This is a genomic window from Terrabacter sp. NPDC080008, assembly GCF_040702505.1.
GTDB lineage: Bacteria > Actinomycetota > Actinomycetes > Actinomycetales > Dermatophilaceae > Terrabacter.
Genome location: NZ_JBFBLC010000007.1, coordinates 37,521 through 55,539 on the forward strand (window position 1 = coordinate 37,521; position 18,019 = coordinate 55,539).

General features: G+C 72.8%; 22 protein-coding genes. 12 read left to right on the top strand and 10 right to left on the bottom strand.

The genetic code is table 11. From position 1 onward, the window contains the following. Positions 1 to 7: 7 nt before the first annotated feature. The 4 genes from AB0316_RS17960 to AB0316_RS17975 are packed head-to-tail and all read right to left on the bottom strand — an operon-like array spanning position 8 to position 3,147. Complete coding sequence (locus AB0316_RS17960; RefSeq protein WP_366274414.1) at positions 8 to 1,033, bottom strand: ABC transporter ATP-binding protein; 1,026 nt, start codon at positions 1,031 to 1,033, stop codon at positions 8 to 10. Positions 1,034 to 1,080: 47 nt separating this feature from the next. Beyond that, positions 1,081 to 1,866 carry an ABC transporter permease gene (locus AB0316_RS17965; protein ID WP_366274415.1) on the bottom strand — a complete coding sequence of 262 codons (786 nt, stop codon included), beginning with the start codon at positions 1,864 to 1,866 and terminating at the stop codon, positions 1,081 to 1,083. 34 nt (positions 1,867 to 1,900) lie between these two features. Then, the gene (gene modA, locus AB0316_RS17970; RefSeq protein ID WP_366274416.1) at positions 1,901 to 2,755 is read right to left on the bottom strand and encodes a molybdate ABC transporter substrate-binding protein; all 855 of its coding nucleotides are present in this window, start codon (positions 2,753 to 2,755) and stop codon (positions 1,901 to 1,903) included. Next, complete coding sequence (locus AB0316_RS17975) at positions 2,752 to 3,147, bottom strand: TOBE domain-containing protein (RefSeq protein WP_366274417.1); 396 nt, start codon at positions 3,145 to 3,147, stop codon at positions 2,752 to 2,754. Before AB0316_RS17975 ends, modA begins: the two co-directional genes overlap by 4 nt. A 141-nt stretch (positions 3,148 to 3,288) precedes the next feature. On the opposite strand from AB0316_RS17975, the gene AB0316_RS17980 reads away from it, so the two are divergent. The 4 genes from AB0316_RS17980 to gabT all read left to right on the top strand — a co-directional run bounded on the left by AB0316_RS17980 (position 3,289) and on the right by gabT (position 6,150). Next, positions 3,289 to 3,705, top strand: coding sequence for a metalloregulator ArsR/SmtB family transcription factor (locus tag AB0316_RS17980; RefSeq protein ID WP_366274418.1), 417 nt, complete (start codon positions 3,289 to 3,291; stop codon positions 3,703 to 3,705). Next, on the top strand, positions 3,702 to 4,208 hold the full coding sequence (locus AB0316_RS17985) for an SRPBCC family protein (RefSeq protein WP_366274419.1): 507 nt from the start codon (positions 3,702 to 3,704) through the stop codon (positions 4,206 to 4,208). Before AB0316_RS17980 ends, AB0316_RS17985 begins: the two co-directional genes overlap by 4 nt. 5 nt (positions 4,209 to 4,213) lie before the next feature. Then, a complete protein-coding gene (locus AB0316_RS17990; protein WP_366274420.1) occupies positions 4,214 to 4,654 on the top strand; it encodes a VOC family protein in 441 nt (146 codons plus the stop codon). Positions 4,655 to 4,812: 158 nt separating this feature from the next. Further along, positions 4,813 to 6,150, top strand: coding sequence for a 4-aminobutyrate--2-oxoglutarate transaminase (gene gabT / locus AB0316_RS17995; protein WP_366274421.1), 1,338 nt, complete (start codon positions 4,813 to 4,815; stop codon positions 6,148 to 6,150). Between the two features lie 123 nt (positions 6,151 to 6,273). On the opposite strand, the gene AB0316_RS18000 is transcribed toward gabT, so the two are convergent. The 4 genes from AB0316_RS18000 to AB0316_RS18015 form a co-directional block, all read right to left on the bottom strand. Next, a complete protein-coding gene (locus AB0316_RS18000; protein ID WP_366274422.1) occupies positions 6,274 to 6,783 on the bottom strand; it encodes a DUF559 domain-containing protein in 510 nt (169 codons plus the stop codon). Between the two features lie 30 nt (positions 6,784 to 6,813). Next, a complete protein-coding gene (locus AB0316_RS18005) occupies positions 6,814 to 7,029 on the bottom strand; it encodes a hypothetical protein (RefSeq protein ID WP_366274423.1) in 216 nt (71 codons plus the stop codon). 437 nt (positions 7,030 to 7,466) lie between these two features. Further along, on the bottom strand, positions 7,467 to 8,291 hold the full coding sequence (locus AB0316_RS18010) for an SGNH/GDSL hydrolase family protein (protein WP_366274424.1): 825 nt from the start codon (positions 8,289 to 8,291) through the stop codon (positions 7,467 to 7,469). Continuing rightward, entirely contained in the window at positions 8,288 to 8,965 is a 678-nt protein-coding gene (locus tag AB0316_RS18015; RefSeq protein ID WP_366274425.1) for a uracil-DNA glycosylase, read from the bottom strand. Before AB0316_RS18015 ends, AB0316_RS18010 begins: the two co-directional genes overlap by 4 nt. A 42-nt stretch (positions 8,966 to 9,007) precedes the next feature. On the opposite strand from AB0316_RS18015, the gene AB0316_RS18020 reads away from it, so the two are divergent. From AB0316_RS18020 to AB0316_RS18045, 6 genes are all read left to right on the top strand, one after another. Then, on the top strand, positions 9,008 to 10,180 hold the full coding sequence (locus tag AB0316_RS18020) for an amidohydrolase family protein (RefSeq protein WP_366274426.1): 1,173 nt from the start codon (positions 9,008 to 9,010) through the stop codon (positions 10,178 to 10,180). Between the two features lie 9 nt (positions 10,181 to 10,189). Beyond that, positions 10,190 to 10,837 carry an HAD-IIIA family hydrolase gene (locus tag AB0316_RS18025; protein WP_366274427.1) on the top strand — a complete coding sequence of 216 codons (648 nt, stop codon included), beginning with the start codon at positions 10,190 to 10,192 and terminating at the stop codon, positions 10,835 to 10,837. Between the two features lie 185 nt (positions 10,838 to 11,022). After that, the gene (locus AB0316_RS18030) at positions 11,023 to 12,384 is read left to right on the top strand and encodes a pyridoxal-dependent decarboxylase (protein WP_366274428.1); all 1,362 of its coding nucleotides are present in this window, start codon (positions 11,023 to 11,025) and stop codon (positions 12,382 to 12,384) included. 139 nt (positions 12,385 to 12,523) lie between these two features. Next, positions 12,524 to 12,823: a DUF3263 domain-containing protein gene (locus AB0316_RS18035; protein ID WP_366274429.1), complete on the top strand. Its 300-nt coding sequence runs from the start codon at positions 12,524 to 12,526 to the stop codon at positions 12,821 to 12,823. Positions 12,824 to 12,904: 81 nt separating this feature from the next. Next, positions 12,905 to 13,369, top strand: coding sequence for a GNAT family N-acetyltransferase (locus tag AB0316_RS18040; protein ID WP_366274430.1), 465 nt, complete (start codon positions 12,905 to 12,907; stop codon positions 13,367 to 13,369). Then, complete coding sequence (locus AB0316_RS18045; protein WP_366274431.1) at positions 13,366 to 14,424, top strand: P1 family peptidase; 1,059 nt, start codon at positions 13,366 to 13,368, stop codon at positions 14,422 to 14,424. The genes AB0316_RS18040 and AB0316_RS18045 overlap by 4 nt, the downstream gene beginning before the upstream one ends. 58 nt (positions 14,425 to 14,482) lie before the next feature. Here the strand turns inward: AB0316_RS18045 and AB0316_RS18050 are convergent, their stop codons facing one another. Continuing rightward, positions 14,483 to 15,520, bottom strand: coding sequence for a M48 family metalloprotease (locus AB0316_RS18050; RefSeq protein ID WP_366274432.1), 1,038 nt, complete (start codon positions 15,518 to 15,520; stop codon positions 14,483 to 14,485). Positions 15,521 to 15,830: 310 nt separating this feature from the next. Continuing rightward, positions 15,831 to 16,709, bottom strand: a complete 879-nt coding sequence (locus tag AB0316_RS18055; RefSeq protein WP_366274433.1) for an MBL fold metallo-hydrolase — start codon at positions 16,707 to 16,709, stop codon at positions 15,831 to 15,833. 128 nt (positions 16,710 to 16,837) lie between these two features. Here AB0316_RS18055 and AB0316_RS18060 point away from each other — a divergent pair, with 128 nt between their 5' ends. Both AB0316_RS18060 and AB0316_RS18065 read left to right on the top strand, forming a co-directional pair. Then, a complete protein-coding gene (locus AB0316_RS18060) occupies positions 16,838 to 17,530 on the top strand; it encodes a hypothetical protein (RefSeq protein WP_366274434.1) in 693 nt (230 codons plus the stop codon). Between the two features lie 63 nt (positions 17,531 to 17,593). Beyond that, positions 17,594 to 18,019, top strand: coding sequence for an HIT family protein (locus AB0316_RS18065; RefSeq protein WP_366274435.1), 426 nt, complete (start codon positions 17,594 to 17,596; stop codon positions 18,017 to 18,019).

An 18,019-nucleotide genomic window follows, 5' to 3' on the forward strand; every position in this document is an offset into this window, starting at 1 on the left:
GCGGGCGTCACTGTGGATAGGTGCGCACCTCGGTGGCCTTGACGGCCGCCCAGACGTGCTGGCCGACCTGCAGGCCGAGCGCCGTGACCGACTCGAGGGTCACCTCGGCGGTGAGCGGGAGCGTGCCGACGAGGCCGACTCGCGCCGACTGCCCCTGCAGGGTCAGGGACGCGATCCGAAGCCGCCACGCGTTGCGGGCCGACCCCTCCGGCTCGTGCCGGTGGAGCGACACGGCGCTCGGGGCGACCGTCGCCCACACGGACCCCTCGGTCGGCGCCGTGGTGACGAGGAGGCCACCCCCGGCGGTGTGCACGTGTCCGTGTGAGTCGCCCTGTGCCGCATACAGGTTCAGTCCGACGACGGTGCCGACATAGGGGCTGCGCGGCTCGCTCAGCACCTCGGCCGGGGTGCCGGCCTGCGTCACACGGCCGTTCTCGATGAAGACGAGATGGTCGGCGAGCGTGAGGGCGTCGAGCGGGTCGTGCGTCACGAGGACCGTCACGCCGGCGTATGCCGTGAGGCGGGCTGCGAGGTCGCTGCGGGTCCGTGCGCGTGTGTCGGGATCGAGAGCCGACAGCGGCTCGTCGAGGAGCAGGAGGGCGGGGTCGGTGGCCAGCGCCCGGGCCAGGGCGACCCGCGCCTGCTGCCCGGAGGACAGCTCGGCGGGCCTCGCGGTGGCGCGGTCGACCAGGCCGACCCGCTCCAGCTCGTCGAGGGCCCGGGCCCTGGCGCGGCGGCGGTCGAGGCCGCGGCTGCGCGGACCGTAGGCGATGTTGTCGACAGCGCGCAGGTGGGGGAAGAGCAGGCTGTCGGCGAGCATGAGTCCCACCCGGCGCTGCTCGGGGGCCAGGCGCCGCCGGCCGTCGTCCCAGACCTCGGCGCCGACCCGGACGTGACCTTCGCCGAGCGGCAGCACCCCGGCGAGGGCGAGGACGCTCGTCGTCTTGCCGCCGCCGTTGGGCCCCAGCACCCCGATGACCTGGCCGGGCCGCGCGGCCAGCGGCACGTCGAGCTCGACAGCCCCACGCCGCAACCGGATCCGCGCGTCGAGGCCTTCACCAACCGCAGGATGCCCGGTGCTCAGCGCAACCACCTCCCGCGCAGCACGCCGAGCACGAGGATGCTGACGGCGAGCAGCAGGATGCTGATCGAGATCGCGACCTGCGGGTCGCTCTCGAGCTCGACGTAGACGAGCAGGGGCAGCGTCTGCGTCCGGCCCTGGAAGTTGCCCGCGAAGGTGATGGTCGCCCCGAACTCCCCGAGCGCGCGGGCCCAGGCGAGGGCGAGCCCGCTGGCGATGCCGGGCAGCACGAGCGGCACGCCCACGGTGCGCAGGTAGCGCAGGTCGCCGGCGCCGAGCGTGCGCGCCACGTGCTCGAGGCGCGGGTCGAGCCCGCGCATGGCGCCCTCGACGGCGAGCACGTAGTACGGCATCGCCACGAACGTCTCGGCGAGCACGACCGCGACGGTCGTGAAGGGGATCTGGATGCCGAAGGGCGTCAGGTGCTGGCCGATGACCCCGTTGCGGCCCCAGGTGAGGAGCAGGGCCACGCCGCCGACGACGGGCGGCAGGACCAGCGGCACCGTGATCAGCGCGCGCACCCAGCTGGTCCCGGGCCCGTCCGAGCGGGCGAGGAGCCACGCCAGTGGAGTCCCGAGCAGCAGGCACAGCACCGCCGTGCACGACGTGGTCGTCAGCGAGAGCCGCAGTGCCGGAAGGACGCTCGGCGTGGCGAGGTCCGACGGGATGCGTGCCCAGTCGGCCCGCAGCAGCAGGGCGACGAGCGGCACGACGAGCAGGAGCAGGGCGAGCGCGGCAGGCAGGCCCAGGGTGACCCGGGAACGCCACGAGCCGGCATACCTCATGTCGTCACTCTCCCCGGCGGCGGCGCGGCGGCGTTCAGGGCGCGCCGAAGCCGAAGGACTGCACCGTCGCCCGCCCAGCGTCGCTGAGCACGTAGGCGACGAAAGCCTTCGTGGCGGCGTCGTCGGACAGCGCGACGACGGGGTAGTCGAGCCGGGTGTTGAGCTGGGAGGGGATCGCGACGCCCGTGACGCTCCCCTTCGCCGCGACGACGTCGGAGTGGTAGACCACGGCTGCGTCGGCCTCGGCGAGCTTGACCTTGGCGAGCGTCGCCTTGACGTCGACCTCCTTGCTCACGACGTTGGGAACGATGCGGGCCTTGGCGAACGTGGCCTGGGCGGCCTTGCCGCAGGGGACTGTGTCGGCGCAGGTGACGACCTTGACGGTGGGCTTGGCGAGGTCGCTGATCGAGGTGACGTGGCCGGGGTTGCCCGGGGGGACGGCGATCTCGAGGACGTTCGAGGCGAACGTCCTGGTGTCCTTGGCCAGGCTCTTGTCGAGCGGCGCGGCCGCAGCGGTGCCGGCGAGGGCGAGCACCGAGGCGGGCGCGCCGTTGTCGACCTGCTGCACGAGGGTGGCGCTGGAGCCGTAGGAGGTGCGGACGGTGACCCCGGGGTGCGCCGCCTCGAAGTCCTTGGCGAGCTTGTCGAACGACTCGGTGAGCGACGCGGCGGCCAGCACGGTGACGGTGCCCTGCGGCGAGTCCGCGGAGGTGCCGGCTCCGGGCTTCGCGGCGCCGTCGGTGCTGTCGGCGCTGCCGTTGCCACCGCAGGCCGCGAGCAGCACGGCCGCGAGGGCCACGGTGGTGACAGTGGTGGCGGTGGTGGTGGCGTTGGTGGTGGTCCGGGCGCTTCTGCCGGAGGGGCGGCGCACCGCACGGGGGGTCCTCATGCCGGGATCTCCACGACGACATGGGTGGACTTGACGCTGGCGACGGCGACGGAGCCGACTTCGAGGGCCAGGTCGTCCACGGACTCGCTCGAGAGCAGCGACACGATCCGGAACGGGCCGCACTGCAGCTCGACCTTGGCCATCACCGTGTCGCGGGTGATGGCGGTGACGATGCCGCGCATCCGGTTGCGGGCGGACGCGCCCCCGATGGCGCCGACCGCAGCCGGATGCGCGAGCTCCTGGGCGACCGCAGCCAGCTGGGCGCCGTCGACCGTGCGGCGTCCGACGTCGTCGGCGCCACCGTCCAGGCGCCCGGAGTCGACCATGCGGCGGACGGTGTCGTCGGAGACGCCGAGCAGCGCGGCAGCCTCGGTGATGCGCAGGTGCGGCATGGATGGCACATTACACCCGCATGTGCGGCACGCGGCCGGCGTCGGCGGATCGGGATGGACCGATGAGTTCAAAAGGGGTTGACGGAGACGGCGCGGGCGGCGTTTAATCAAGACATCAGTTGATCAAGGAGTTGGTTGACAATGAATCTCCCCGCGACAGAAGACCTCGACCGCGCGTTCGCGGCCCTGGCCGACCCGGTGCGCCGGGCCATCGTGGCCCGGCTCAGCCGCGGGGCAGCCACCGTCAACGAGCTCGCCGAGCCGTTCGAGATCAGCAAGCAGGCCGTCAGCAAGCACATCCAGGTGCTCGAGGCGGCCGGGCTGGTGAGCCGCAGCCGTGACGCCCAGCGCCGACCCGTCCACCTCGAGGCCGCCCGGCTCGAGGCGCTCACGGCCTGGATCGACCGCTACCGCCTTGTCGCCGAGCAGCAGTTCCGCTCGCTCGACGCAGTCCTCGAACGCACCGCCGCGGTCCCGTCGCAGGCCGGGGCCCCTCATCCGTCAGCACCGAACGCAGCACTCACACCGAAAGAGAACGACAAGGAGCACCAGTCATGACCAACCAGCTCACCCTCGACATCCCCGTCGGCGTGCCGTGGATCGACTTCACCCGCGAGTTCGACGCGCCGGTCGAGGCCGTCTTCAACGCGCACCGTGACCCCGAGCTCGTCCGCCAGTGGCTCGGACCGCACGGCTACGAGATGCAGATCCAGCGCTGGGACTTCACCTCCGGCGGTGGCTACCACTACACCCACCGCGACGGTGACAACGTCTACGGCTTCCGCGGCACCTTCCACACGGTCCGCGACAACGAGATCGCCATCCAGACCTTCGAGTTCGAGGGCGCTCCCGACGAGGTGGCGATCGAGTTCATGCGGTTCGTCGACCTCGGCGACGGGCGGTGTCGGCTCGAGGGCCGCAGCGTCGGTCGCACCGTCGAGGGGCGCGACATGATGGTGGCGAGCGGCATGGAGAAGGGGATGGTCGAGGGCTACGACCGCCTCGACGCGCTCGTGGCGCCGGCCGCCGCGACGCCCTCGAGCGCCCCGGCGCAGGGCTGACCGCCGTGGACTGGACGCTCGAGGTCGTCATCGTGCCGGTCAGCGACCTGGACCGCGCCATCGCCTTCTACCGCGACCAGGTGGGCTTCCACCTCGACCACGACACGGAGAACGAGCACATGCACGTCGCCCAGCTGACGCCGCCGGGCTCGGGCTGCTCGATCGTCGTGGGGAGCCTGCCCGCCCAGAACGCGATGGCGCCCGGCTCGCTGCACGGCGTCCAGCTCGTCGTCGCCGACGCGACGGCGGCCCGCGAGGAGCTCGTCGCCCGGGGCGTGGAGTGCTCGGAGGTCCAGGTCATCGACCCGCGCGACGGGGGCACCTTCTTCGGCTTCTCCGACCCCGACGGCAACTCGTGGGCGGTCCAGCAGATCGCGGCGCGTGCCGACAAGCCGCTCATCCCTCCCGAGGCTCGGGGCCGCTTCGGCGAGGACCTCGAGCCCTGAGCCCACGCCGTGGCACCCGAACGACGCGTTCGGTCGTGAACTCCGCGCTCTACCGCTGAGTTCGCGACCGAACGCCGCGTTCGGGTGCGGAATGCGAACGTATGCCGTCGGGTGGCCCGGGTTCCCCGGCGACCCCGGGGGGCGGCATACTGACGAGCATGAGCAACGTCCCCCAGCAGCGGCTCCTGCAGACCGCGATCCCCGGCCCCAAGTCGGCCGCGCTCCAGGCCCGCAAGACCGCGGCCGTGTCCGCCGGCGTGTCCACCGGCCTGCCGGTCTACGTCGAGCGCGCCGGCGGCGGCATCCTCGTCGACGTCGACGGCAACCAGCTCATCGACTTCGGCTCCGGCATCGCGGTGACGACGGTGGGCAACGCCGCCCCGCGCGTCGTCGAGCGCGTCACCGAGCAGGTGCAGGACTTCACCCACACCTGCTTCATGGTGACCCCCTACGAGGAGTACCTCGAGGTGGCCGAGGCGCTCAACGAGCTGACGCCCGGTGACCACGAGAAGCGCACGGCCCTGTTCAACTCCGGCGCCGAGGCCGTCGAGAACGCCGTCAAGGTCGCGCGCCACTTCACCGGCCGCAACGCCGTCGTCGCCTTCGACCACGCCTACCACGGCCGCACCAACCTCACCATGGCGCTGACGGCCAAGAACATGCCCTACAAGCACAAGTTCGGCCCGTTCGCCGGCGAGGTCTACCGCGCGCCGATGAGCTACCCGTTCCGCTGGCCGGGCGGCCCCGCCGACTGCGCCAAGGAGAGCTTCGACGCGTTCGTCGGCCAGGTGCACGCGCAGGTCGGCGAGGACAACATCGCGGCCGTCGTGCTCGAGCCGATCCAGGGCGAGGGCGGCTTCATCGTGCCGGCGCCGGGCTTCGTCAAGCAGGTCGCCGAGTGGTGCACCGACAACGGCATCCTCTTCATCGCCGACGAGGTGCAGTCCGGCTTCTGCCGCACCGGCGACTGGTTCGCCAGCGAGCACGAGGACGTCGTGCCCGACCTCATCACCACGGCCAAGGGCATCGCCGGTGGCCTGCCGCTCGCCGGTGTCACCGGCCGCGCCGACGTCATGGACTCCATCCACGGCGGTGGCCTCGGCGGCACCTACGGCGGCAACCCGATCGCCTGCGCCGCCGCGCTCGGTGCCATCGAGACGATGAAGGAGGAGGACCTCTGCGGCCGCGCCAAGCAGGTCGAGGCCCTCTTCGTGCCGCGCCTGCAGGCGCTCGCCGAGAAGTACCCGCAGATCGGCGACATCCGCGGGCGCGGTGCCATGCTCGCCGTCGAGCTCGTCAACGGCCCCGGCGACCTGACGCCCAACGCCGCCCTGACCGGCGCCGTCAACAAGGCCTGCCACGCCGAGGGCCTCGTGACCCTGACCTGCGGCACCTACGGCAACGTCTTCCGCTTCCTGCCGCCGCTCGCCGCCAGCGACGAGCTGCTGTCCGAGGGCCTCGACATCTTCGAGAAGGCCTTCGCCGCCTCCGTCTGACCCCGCGCCACCCGAGAACGTATGCCGTCCTGTTGACCCAGCGGGACGGCATACGTCCTCGTGGGGTCCCACAGCGACGGGACTGATGACGGAGGTTCACCGCCATCAAAGCCGCCGCCACGCTCAGGCGGCCGCCTCTGGCCGGCGAAGGTACGTCATCCATCCCAATGCGAAGGGGCCCGCTCCGGCTCCTTCGGCTCGGCGTCGGCGAACCGTCCGATCGATGACGCTGGTCACCCACTCGGGCCGGAACATGACCTGCTCCCACGTGAAGCGCAGCACCAGCCACCCGCGCGAGATCAGCTCGTCGTAGCGCTCGCAGTCCCGGCCCAGGGCCGCTCGCTCACCGTGGAACTCGAAGCTGTCGGCCTCGAGGACGATGCCCAACGCCGGATCGGCCAGGTCCACGCGTGCGTAGAAGTCGTCGTAGCGAATGCGGTGCTGCGGGTCCCAGGCGCTGCCGTCGACACCGAGCGCGATGGCGCGAAGCGCCGACTCGAACGGGTTGGCGCTTTTCGCCGTCGCGTGACGCTCCACGGCGAGGACTCGGGCTCGGTGGCGGGGGCCGAGGGCAGTCGCCGCGGCCACGACGGCTCGGCGCGGCAGCCCGGCCCGGAGCGCGGAGTCGAACACCGACAGCGCCTCGTCGAACGGGAGGTCGAGTCAGCAGTCGATGACGGTGCGCACCGGTGTCGTGACCCACTCGTCGGGTGCCTCGCTGCCCGGTGCGGGTCTGCGCCGATGGACCGTTGCGAGCCCCCGGGCGCTGTCGCGGAGCTTGCGGTTGGGCGGGATGGTGACGTCGGGCAGCGGTGGCAAGGTCTTGACCTTCCAACCCCAGCTCAGGGCAGCGGAGCGGTGCGACACCACTCTGGTCATCCGGCAGGCTGCCACACGAGCCTCGTCCGCGTTCGGCAGGGTGTAGACGCCGTTGCCGGGGCCCGTGACGAGACCGGATTCGACGGCTCGACCGATGAGCCGCCATGGGACTGCTCGACGCAGCTCGCGCCAGGTGCAGATGCCGCCGAGGCGGTGTACGGCGGTTGCGACGTCGGCCGGGGAGCGACGTCTGGCGCGTTGGCGTGGGGGAGTAGAGGTCACCATCCGAGGTTGGCGGGCGCGGGCCGGGCGCGCCGGAGTTCTCCACAGGGCCTCGCTTCGGGGACTGATGACGGACCTTCGTGCGGCCAGCCCCTTAGTTCCGTGCTCAGCGGCGCCACGGCCAAGTGCGAACCTCCGTCATCTGTCCCGGGCACTGCGGGCGTATGCCGTGTCGCGGGGTCAGCCACGCGGCATACGTACGCGGGTGGTTGGGGCTACGACGGGTCGAGCGGGGTCACGTCGGGGCGCTTGGCCTGGCGGTGGTCGCCGGAGGAGCGGCCGGTCAGGCGGCGGTGCACCCAGGGCCCGACGTACTCCTTGGCCCACTGGGCGTTGGCCTGCAGCGCCTCGCGGCGGCCGATCGGCGGGGCCGGCTCGAGCGGCGTCGCCCAGTCGGTCTCGGCCGGGGTGTGTCCCAGCGCCTCGAGGGCGGCGAGCGCGACGCGGCGGTGGCCCTCGGTCGTCATGTGGATGCGGTCCTCGCTCCACATCCGCCAGTCGCGCAGCGCATGCAGGCCCCACTGGTCGATGACGTGGGCTCCGTTGCGGCGGGCGATGCTCCAGATGTTGGCCGAGTGGATCGCCGCGCGCCCCCGCGTCGCCTTGACCAGCGGAGCGTCGGCCGGGTCGACCGGCGTGGCCATGAGGACGTCAGCACCGGTGGCCCGGATGCGGGCGACGGCCGCCTCGAGCCGGGCGGCCAGCCCGTCGAGGTCGGCCTTGGGACGCAGGATGTCGTTGCCGCCGCCGACGATGCTGACGAGGTCGGGCTGCAGGGCCAGGGCGTCCTCGAGCTGCGGGCCGACGACGTCGTCGAGCTTGCGACCGCGGACGGCGAGGTTGGCGTAGCCGAAGTCGAGCCCCTGCCCGCGCGCGATCTCCGACAGGTGCGAGGCGAGCCGGTCGGCCCACCCAGCGAACTCGCCGTCGTGGCCGAAGCTCGGGTCGTCGTCGCACATGCCCTCGGTGAAGGAGTCGCCGATCGCGACGAAGCGGGTCCAGACCGTGGGCCCGGAGACCTCGGGGGTGGGCTGGGTCATGTCAGGCTCCAGTCGATGGGTGGGGCGCCCTGCTGGGCGAGGAGGTCGTTGGTGCGGCTGAAGGGCCGCGAGCCGAAGAAGCCCGAGCGCGCCGACAACGGTGACGGGTGCGCCGACTCGATGCGCGGCACGTCGCCGAGCATGGGCGCGAGCGACTGCGCCTGCCGGCCCCAGAGGATCGCCACGAGCGGGCCGCCACGAGCCGCCAGCGCCGAGATCGCCTGCGCTGTCACGGTCTCCCAGCCCTTGCCGTGGTGGCTGGCGCTCGCACCCGGGCGCACGGTGAGCACCCGGTTGAGCAGCATGACGCCGCGCTCGAACCACGGCGACAGGTCGCCGTTCGCGGGCGTCGGCAGCCCGAGGTCGGTGCCGAGCTCCTGATAGATGTTCTGCAGCGACCGGGGGACCGGCCGCACGTCCGGCGCGACGCTGAAGCTCAGCCCCACCGGGTGCCCGGGGGTGGGGTAGGGGTCCTGACCCACGACCAGCACCCGGACGTCGGGCAACGGCAGTGAGAAGGCCCGCAGCACGTGCTCGCCGGCCGGCAGGTAGCCGCGGCCGGCGGCCACCTCGGCCCGCAGGAAGGCTCCCATGGCGGCGATGTCGTCGGCGACGGGCTCGAGCGCCGGCACCCACGTCGGGTGGACGAGGTCGCGCAGGGGTCGGGCGGGCACGGGCACACGCTACATCGCGCCGTTGCGACAGAATCGACACCGATGAACCCCACACTGCGCGGACCCGCCCTCGTCGACGACACCCTGCTGCCCGACGTGCTCGTCCAGGTCGACGGCGAGCGCATCACCGCGGTCACCCCGATCGCGCCCGGCACCGAGCCGCCCCCCGGCGCCGACGCCGCCGAGCGCGCGAGCGGCACGATCGTGCCGGCATACGTCGACATCCACTGCCACGGCGGCGGCGGCAGCGCCTTCACCGACCTGCGCGACGACGCGGCGGCCGCGGCAGCCGCCCACCACCACGCCCACGGTTCCACGAGCCTGCTCGCGAGCCTCGTCACGATGAGCCCGCGCGACCTCGAGCGGGGCGTGGCGATGCTCGCCGAGCTCGCCGACGACGGCCTCGTCGACGGCATCCACCTCGAGGGCCCGTGGCTCGCCGAGGCACGCTGCGGCGCCCACGACCCGACGCTGCTGCGCGACCCGTCCCTCACCGAGGTCGAGCGGCTCATCGAGCTGGGCCGGGGCCACATCCGTCAGGTCACCCTCGCGCCCGAGCGCACCAACGGCCTCGACCTCGTCCGCTGGCTCACCTCGGCCGGCATCCATGCCGCGGTGGGCCACACGACCGCCACCTTCGGCCAGGTCGAGGAGGCCGTGGCCGCCGGAGCCGACCTCGGCACGCACCTCTTCAACGGCATGGACCCCATCCACCACCGCAACCCGGGCGCCGTTGCGGCGCTGATGCGCTCGGCCGCGCGCGGCCAGGTCACGGTCGAGCTCATCGCCGACGGCGTGCACGTCGCCGACGACACGATGCGCACCGTGCTCGACCTCGTCGGCGTCGACCACGTTGCGTTCGTCTCGGATGCGATGGCCGCGGCGGGGGTGGGCGATGGCGCCTACGTCCTCGGTGGCCTCTCCGTCGTCGTCCAGCACGGCACCGCCCGCCTCACCGGGCCCGACGGCGCACCGGGGTCCATCGCGGGCGGCACCAGCCACGTCGCCGACATCGTCGCGCGCGCCGTGACCGCCGGCATTCCCCTGCCGTATGCCGTCCGCCCCGGCTCGCGCACCCCCGCCCGCGCGCTCGGGCTGGCCGACCGCGGCGTGCTGGCAGCGGGGTCGCGCGCGGACCTGCTCGTGCTCGATGACGCGGCGAGGCCCACCCGGGTCATGAGACGGGGCCGGTGGCTCGAGCCGGCCCTGGCCTAGGCTCGGCCGGTGACTTCTCCCCGCTGGTCCACCGCCGTCTTCGACCTCGACGGCACGCTCGCCGACACGATCCACCTCATCGTCGAGTCGTACCAGTACGCGTTCCGCACGATCCTGGGGCACGAGGAGGACCCGGCGGTGATCCGCTCGTGGATCGGCCGGCCGCTCATCGGCGCCTTCCGTGACCACTCGCCGGAGCACGCGGACGAGCTCTACGAGACCTACCTGAAGTGGAACGCCGAGAACACCGAGCGGCTCATCCGGAGCTACGACGGCGTGCGCGAGGTCCTCGCCGACCTGCGCGCAGCCGGGATCCACGTCGGTGTCGCCACGTCCAAGCGGCGCGAGTCGGCGCAGCAGGCGATGGACATCCTGGGCCTGAGCGAGCACGTCGAGGTGCTCGTCGCCATGGAGGACACGGAACGGCACAAGCCCGACCCGACGCCGCTGCTGCTCGCGCTCGAGCGGATGGGGTGCGGCTCCAACAAGGCCGTCTACGTCGGTGACGCGGTCGTCGACGTGCTCGCCGGCAAGGCCGCGGGCATGGACACCGTCGCCGTGACCTGGGGCGCGGGCCGCGAGGAGGCGCTGCACGAGGTGCGGCCGACAGCCGTCGTCACCACGGCCGCAGAGCTGCGCTGCACCCTGCTCGGGTGAGTAACGGCTGAGCCGCGCTGAGCGGCTCCTGTCCTGCTCGGCTACCCCTTGCCTCCCGGGACCGAACGCCGCGTTCGGTCGCGAACGCGCCCCCCGAACACTGAGTTCGACACCGAACGCGGCGTTCGGTCGGGAGGGTGCAGCAGGCGGCGGAGGTGGCTGCGGGGAGGGCCTAGCATCTGTGCGTGCACAGCTTCGACAAGGACACCGACCACGTCGCCGTCGACAAGGTCCTCGACTACGCCCGTGAGCGGCTGCTCATGGACCCGATCCCGCTCGACGGCGCGCAGACGCAGGACTACCTGCAGGCGGTGGCCGGCGAGACCATCACGCGGCAGGGCCTCGGGTCGACACGGGCCATGGAGCTCTTCGAGCACACCCTCGCCCCCGCCTGCCTGTCGACCGACCACCCGCGCTACCTCTCCTTCATCCCGTGCGCGCCGACCCGCGAGGCGGCGGCCTTCGACGTCGTCGTCGGTGCCTCGTCCATCTACGGCGGCTCGTGGATGGAGGGCGCCGGCGCGGTCTACGCCGAGAACCAGGCGCTGCGCTGGGTCAGCGACCTCGCCGGCCTCCCGGAGTCCGCGGGCGGCGTCTTCGTGCCCGGCGGCACGGTCGGCAACCTGTCGGCGCTCGTGGTGGCACGGCATACGGCCCGTGCCCGCGCGAAGGAGGTCGGCACCGGCGCCCGCCCTTGGCGCATCGCCGCCACCGACAACGCGCACTCCTCCGTCGTCTCGATGGCCGCCGTCATGGACGCCGAGGTCTGCGGCGTGCCCGTCGACGAGAAGCTGCGCCTCACCGGCCCCGAGCTGCGCAGGACGCTGGAGGAGTACGGCCCCGAGACGTTCTTCGCCGTCGTCGCGACGGCCGGCACGACGAACTTCGGGGTCGTCGACGACCTCGCCTCCGTCGCGGAGGTCTGCCGCGAGTACGGCCTGTGGCTGCACGTCGACGGCGCCTACGGCGGCGCGGGCCTCGCGGCGCCCTCCGTGCGACCGCTCTTCGACGGCATCGAGCACGCCGACTCGTTCATCGTCGACCCGCACAAGTGGCTCTTCGCGCCGTTCGACTGCTGCGCCCTCATCTACCGCCAGCCTGAGCTGGCCCGGATCGCGCACACGCAGGAGGCCGGCTACCTCGACGTCATCACGAAGTCCGCCGAGTGGAACCCGACCGACTACTCGATCGGACTGACGCGCCGCGCCCGTGGGCTGCCGCTCTGGTACTCCTTGGCCGTGCACGGCACGGACGCCTATGTCGAGGCGATCGAGGGCACGCTCGAGGTGACGCGCTTCGCGGCCGAGGAGATCGGCCGCCGCGACTACCTCGAGGCCGTGCGCGAGCCGGACCTGTCGGTCGTGGTGTTCCGCCGCCTCGGCTGGGGACCGGAGGACTACCAGGCCTGGACCGACCGCTTGCTCGCCGAGGAGTTCGCCTTCGTCGTGCCGACCACCTTCCGCGGGGAGACCCTGACGCGCTTCGCGATCGTCAACCCGCACACCACCAAGGAGGACGTCAACGCCATCCTGGACACGATGTCCTGAGGTCGGGAAGGGGTGGCAGCGGAACTACCATGAGTGGCGCCGGCACGCCACGCCAGTCGAATGACACGCTTGTCATTTGGGTCTAAGGTATGAGCGGAGCCAACGCCATACGCAGCATCACGTCAGGTGAGACGGGGACATGAGCACAGAACACGCCACGGCGCAGCCGCACCAGCACGAGTCCGAGGACGGACTCAGCCCGCGTGACCTCGAGATCCTCGCGTTCGAGCGCCAGTGGTGGAAGTACGCCGGCTCGAAGGAGCAGGCGATCAAGGAGCTCTTCGACATGAGCTCCACGCGCTACTACCAGGTGCTCAACGCCCTCCTCGACAACCCGGCCGCGCTCGAGGCCGACCCCATGCTCATCAAGCGCCTGCGCCGGATGCGCGCCAGCCGCCAGCGCGCCCGCACGAGCCGCCGCCTGGGCATCAACGTCTGAACCGTCCCGCCGGCCGGACCGACGGTCCGCTCGTCGCCGAGGTTGCGGGACCTGCCGCCTCCCGCGTGGTTCACTTCCCTCATGGCCGAGGTGACGATCCGCCGTGCGTCGGCCGATGACGCCCTCGTCGTCGCCGCCCTGCACCTGCAGTTCGCCCGCGAGCTCGGTATGCCGTCCGAGCCCGGCTACCTCGACCGCTTCGTCGACGCGTGGCTGGCCGAGCGGCCCGACCGCCCGACGTGGATCGCCGAGAGCCGGGGCGAGCACGCCGGCATCCTCGAGACCCGCCGCATCCGGGCGCTGCCGTGGCCGGGCCGACAGGACGTGTCGTGGCTGCACGTCGGCGGCCTATTCGTGGCGCCCAGCTGCCGCGACCGGGGCGTCGGCCGGGCCCTCACCGAGGCCATGATCGAGTGGGCGCGCACGACCGACGTGAAGTGGATCCGGCTCAAGGCCCCGGACGAGCAGGCCCAGGAGTTCTACGAGCGCCTCGGCTTCACCTCGCCCGGACGGCTCATGGAGTTCGACCTCGGAGAACCGCGATGACGGGCATCGTCCCCGGCCCGACGAACTCGCTCGTCGACGTGGCCGGACTGCGGGTCGGCCACTGCACCCGCGACGAGCCCGGGTGGCTCACCGGGGTCACCGTGGTGGTGGCCCCCGAGGGCGGCGCCGTCGCCGGGGTCGACGTGCGCGGCGGCGGTCCCGGCACGCGCGAGACCGACCTGCTCGACCCCCGCAACCTCGTCGACCGCGTCAACGCCGTGGTCCTCGGCGGCGGTTCGGCCCTCGGCCTGGCCGCGGTCGACGGGGTCATGGGCGCGTTGCTCGACGACGGGATCGGCTGGCCCATGGGCCTGCCCGGGCACGTCGTGCCGATCGTGCCCTCCGCCATCCTCTTCGACCTCGGGCGCGGCGGAACGTGGCGCCACCACCCGGGCGCGGAGGACGGGCGGGCGGCATACGCCAGCGCCTCCTCGTCGGTCGTGTTGCAGGGATGCGTCGGCGCCGGCACGGGCGCGAAGGCGGGCGGGTTCAAGGGCGGCATCGGCTCGGCGAGCGTCGTGCTCGACTCGGGCACCACGGTCGCCGCGCTGATCGCCGTCAACGCCGTGGGCTCGGCGGTCGACGCCGCCACGGGGCTGCCGTATGCCGTCGGCCTGGGTCTCGGGGGCGAGTTCGCGCACGTGGAGCGACCGAGTGCAGCCGACGTCGAGGCCTCGCGCCTGGCCGCCGAGGCCGTGCCCGCGAACGCCGGCCGGCCCGGGCTGGCCACGACCATCGGCGTGATCGCGACCGACGCCTCGCTGACGAAGGCGCAGTGCCAGAAGATGTCGGGCATCGGCCACGACGGCTACGCGCGGGCGCTCAAGCCGGTGCACACGCTCTTCGACGGTGACACCCTCTTCACGCTTGCGACCGGCGAGCGGCCCACCCCGGACCCGGTGGAGCAGACGATGCTGATGGAGGCCGGTGCGGACTGCGTCGCCCGCGCCATCGTCCATGCGCTACTGGCGGCGACCTCGGTCGACCGCTCGGCCGACGGGGGAGCCGTGCTGCGGTCGTGGTCCGACGCCTTCCCCTCGGCGCTGCGCCCCTGACGCGCACCCTCCCGCCCGCAGGCGCAGGCGCCGGCGCCGGTGCGAGGGGTGGTGCGGCTCAGCGCAGGTAGGTCTCGGTCAGCTCGACGGCGAACCGGCGCCGCAGCTCCGGACGCAGTGCGGACAGTTCGGCGTCCGTGCTGTCCTCGAGCTCGGTCGGCATCACGCCTCGCTCGGAGGCGCGGGCCTCGACGAGCGACAGGCGCAGGTCGTCGCGGGGATGGCTGGCGTCCCAGCGCAGATCCTGCTCACGCGCGCGCCGACGCGCCGTGGCCACCTGCTCGGGCAGCGGGTCGGGACGCAGGCGCACCGTCTCGAGAACGGCGAACGGGTCCTCGCCCCGGCGGACCGCTGCAGCGGTCAGGGTGTGCAGACCAGGCATGTTCTCCAACGTGACCAGCAGCCGGACCATGGCGGCGGTGCCGGCCACCTCAGCGGCACGGAGGTCGGCGAGGTACTCCCGGCGTTGGGAGTCGACCGCCGCGAGGCGCTCGAAGAGCAGGAGCAGGAGGACGGGCGGGGCCGAGAGCAGGCGCAGGACCAGGGACGCGGCTGAGTTCATGACTGCCTCAGAGGTCGCACGGCGGTAGTCGACGAAGTCCGAGTACGCGTCGGCCGGCAGCGGCGTCAGGATGGTCGCCGCCCGGTGCAGGATCCGGTGGGCCAGCCCGACGAGGTGGCCCAGCGTGGTGTCACGGCCCCGGAGGTGACCCATCTCGTGCGCCATGAGCGCGAGCCGCTCCTCGTCGGTCAGCAGCGTCCAGAGCGGGAGCCCGATGACCAGCGCCTGACGTCGTCCCCAGCCGACCCGCGCGACGCCGGCGTTGAACTCCGTCGAGGCCGCGACGAGGTCCGGCTTGCGGGTCCCCACGGCCCCGGCCACCGTGGTGACGTAGTGGTGCACGCTCGGGAACTCCTCGACCGGCAACGGGTGCACGTCTTCGAGGCGGTGGGGGCGCGGTGCCACCGCGACCACGATCAGCCAGGCGAGGACGACGAAGAACCAGCCGACGACGTTCTTCGAGGCGATGGTCGCGACGACGAGCAGCACGAATGACGCGGCATACGCCGCGAGGACGAGAAGCGCGATGGCCACCAGACCACCCGACGTGCCGGTGGCGGTGGCTGGGCGCTCGCCGCGACCCACCTGTGCGAGGAGACGGGCGTGGACCCGGGACGATGCGCGGTCGAGCGCAGCGACCTTCCGACGCGCGAACCACGAGAGCCTCGGACGTGCTGGGTCCCGGTGGCGTCTAGGGCCGGTCTCGACCGGTGCAGCGGGAGACAGACGTGGCTCGGACACCGGACGATCCCTTCGGCGACGGGAGATGTGTCCCGGATGCTACGGACGGAAAGACCCGTCTCGTGGCGGTTTGGGCAGACCGCCTCGGCGGACCGCCGCGCCGTCACTCCGCTGGCGAGGGTGTCGCGAGCTGGGCCCAGACGCGGTGGACGGCGGTCCCGAGGTGTTCCAGCGGGTAGGGCAGCCGCGCATCGGGCTCGTGCAGTGCGTCGACGAGCGCCATGCCGGCCAGCCGCCGCTCGCGCAGCACCGCCGCCACGGCAGCCACCTCGTCGCGCTGGCGCTCGGCGAAGGCGACGTCGACGGGGCGGCCGTGACCGGGAACGACGACGCCGGGCTCGCCCGCGGCGGTCAGGTGCGAGGTCAGCGTGTCGGCCCACTCGAGCGGCCACGAGTCCTCGCCGAGGGACGGGTGGTCGCTCTCCTCGATGAGGTCGCCGAGGAACAGCACGCCCGCGTCGGCGACACCGACGGCCACGTCGCCCTCGGTGTGGCCGCGACCGGCATACGTCATCGTCACGACGCGGTCGCCGAGGTCGATGGTGGCGCTCGACGCGAACGTCCGGTCCGGGAGACGCAGGGGCGTGGCCACCACGCCTCGGGCGTCGGCCTCGGTGTAGCCGTACTCCGGGGCACCGGCGGGGTCGTCGCGCAGCAGCTGCTTGATCCGCTCGCCGCGAGCCTCGAGCGTGGCCGCCACGGTCTCGTGCGCATGGACGGTCGCGGTGTCGAAGGCGATGTTGCCGAAGGTGTGGTCGAAGTGGACGTGGGTGTTGACGACGTGCCGGACCTCGATGTCGCGCCCGAGCCGGCGGACGTCGTCGAGCACCTCGCGGCCCTGGACGTCGCTCGCGCGGGTGTCCACCACGACCGCGCCGTCACGACCGAGGACGAGGCCGACCTGCACGTCCCACTGCGGGTAGCGGGCGAGGAAGACGCGGTCGGCCACCTCGACGAAACCGCGCGAGGCTGGAGGGGTCACCGGGGGAGTCACCGTGCTGCCCACCTGTGAACCACGTCTCGCACCGCTGCGCTGCCGAGCATGCAGCCACCGTACCGACGAGCGGCCGAGTGGGCGGTTTCGCCGCTCTTCCCCTACGGTGTGATGCCATGCCCAGCGACACCAGCCCCTCCACGAACCCCACCGAGCGCCGCCGACAGCACGTCGTCATCGCCGGCGTTGCAGGCGTCGCCGTCCTGACCGCAGGGACGATCGCCTACTGGCCCGGCGTCGGCTCCCGTGTTGCCGCCACCGTGGCCGGGTCCTCGTGGGCAGCCGGCAGTGACACCGGCAAGGCCCCGGTGAGCCAGCCCTGGGACCCCACCGCCGCGACCACGAAGCCGGGCGCGACCGCCTCGGATGCCGAGCGCGCCAGCCGGAGCGAGGCCCGCACGTCCCTCGCCCCGACGGCCGACCCCAGCAGCACGCCGGCAGGGACGCCCTCCGGCGCGCCCAGTTCAGCCGCGCCGGGCTCGGCCGCGCCGATCGCGCCGGTCCGGCCTTCGACCGCCCAGCCGCGCCCGCTGGTCGGTCACGGCACCGCCAGCAGCTCTCCGGCCCCGGCCTCCTCGGCGCCGTCCACACCGTCGCCCGCAGCCCCCTCCGGCACGTCGACCACCAGTGCCACTCCCACCCCGAGCGGGACGCCCAGCACCACGGCCCCCACCGTGAGCACCCCCAGCAGCACGCCGACGACGGACAGCACCCCGCTCCTCAGCCCCACGGCGACACCGACCGGGATCCCGACGCCGACGCCGACCAAGACGAAGCACCACTGCATCCTGTTCGTCTTCTGCAGCTGACCGGTCGCGCCGGCGGACCCCGGCGCGCTGGTGCAGGCGGCGGCGCATGGCAGCCTGTCACCCATGGACTGCGTCTTCTGCTCGATTGTCGCCGGTGACCTGCCCGCCGACGTGGTGCTCGACGAGCCGGACTTCCTCGGCTTCCTCGACCGCCGGCCGGTCTTCAAGGGCCACGTCCTGCTCGTCCCGCGCACCCACGTCGACACGCTGCTCGACCTGCCGGCCGAGCTGCACGCCGGCCTCCTCGGCGCCGCCCAGCGCCTCGCCGCCGCCGCCGTCGAGGGCCTGGGCTCGCAGGGCACGTTCGTCGCGATGAACAACGTCGTCAGCCAGTCCGTGCCGCACCTGCACGTCCACATCGTGCCCCGCACCAAGGGCGACGGCCTGCGCGGGTTCTTCTGGCCGCGGACGAAGTACGCGTCCGAGCAGGAGTCCGCCGGGTATGCCGCCCGCATCGCGGGTGCGCTGGCCCCCGCTGTGGGCGCCTGA

What these genes read in the sequence shown, in the direction of transcription:
- AB0316_RS18065 (WP_366274435.1), top strand. Translation starts at nt 17,594, where the DNA reads ATGGACTGCGTCTTCTGCTCGATTGTCGCCGGTGACCTGCCCGCCGAC.
- AB0316_RS18020 (WP_366274426.1), top strand. Translation starts at nt 9,008, where the DNA reads ATGAACCCCACACTGCGCGGACCCGCCCTCGTCGACGACACCCTGCTG.
- AB0316_RS18005 (WP_366274423.1), bottom strand. Translation starts at nt 7,029, where the DNA reads ATGACCAGAGTGGTGTCGCACCGCTCCGCTGCCCTGAGCTGGGGTTGG.
- AB0316_RS18040 (WP_366274430.1), top strand. Translation starts at nt 12,905, where the DNA reads ATGGCCGAGGTGACGATCCGCCGTGCGTCGGCCGATGACGCCCTCGTC.
- AB0316_RS17980 (WP_366274418.1), top strand. Translation starts at nt 3,289, where the DNA reads ATGAATCTCCCCGCGACAGAAGACCTCGACCGCGCGTTCGCGGCCCTG.
- AB0316_RS18010 (WP_366274424.1), bottom strand. Translation starts at nt 8,291, where the DNA reads ATGACCCAGCCCACCCCCGAGGTCTCCGGGCCCACGGTCTGGACCCGC.
- modA (WP_366274416.1), bottom strand. Translation starts at nt 2,755, where the DNA reads ATGAGGACCCCCCGTGCGGTGCGCCGCCCCTCCGGCAGAAGCGCCCGG.
- AB0316_RS18045 (WP_366274431.1), top strand. Translation starts at nt 13,366, where the DNA reads ATGACGGGCATCGTCCCCGGCCCGACGAACTCGCTCGTCGACGTGGCC.
- AB0316_RS17975 (WP_366274417.1), bottom strand. Translation starts at nt 3,147, where the DNA reads ATGCCGCACCTGCGCATCACCGAGGCTGCCGCGCTGCTCGGCGTCTCC.
- AB0316_RS17965 (WP_366274415.1), bottom strand. Translation starts at nt 1,866, where the DNA reads ATGAGGTATGCCGGCTCGTGGCGTTCCCGGGTCACCCTGGGCCTGCCT.
- AB0316_RS17985 (WP_366274419.1), top strand. Translation starts at nt 3,702, where the DNA reads ATGACCAACCAGCTCACCCTCGACATCCCCGTCGGCGTGCCGTGGATC.
- gabT (WP_366274421.1), top strand. Translation starts at nt 4,813, where the DNA reads ATGAGCAACGTCCCCCAGCAGCGGCTCCTGCAGACCGCGATCCCCGGC.
- AB0316_RS18035 (WP_366274429.1), top strand. Translation starts at nt 12,524, where the DNA reads ATGAGCACAGAACACGCCACGGCGCAGCCGCACCAGCACGAGTCCGAG.
- AB0316_RS18060 (WP_366274434.1), top strand. Translation starts at nt 16,838, where the DNA reads ATGCCCAGCGACACCAGCCCCTCCACGAACCCCACCGAGCGCCGCCGA.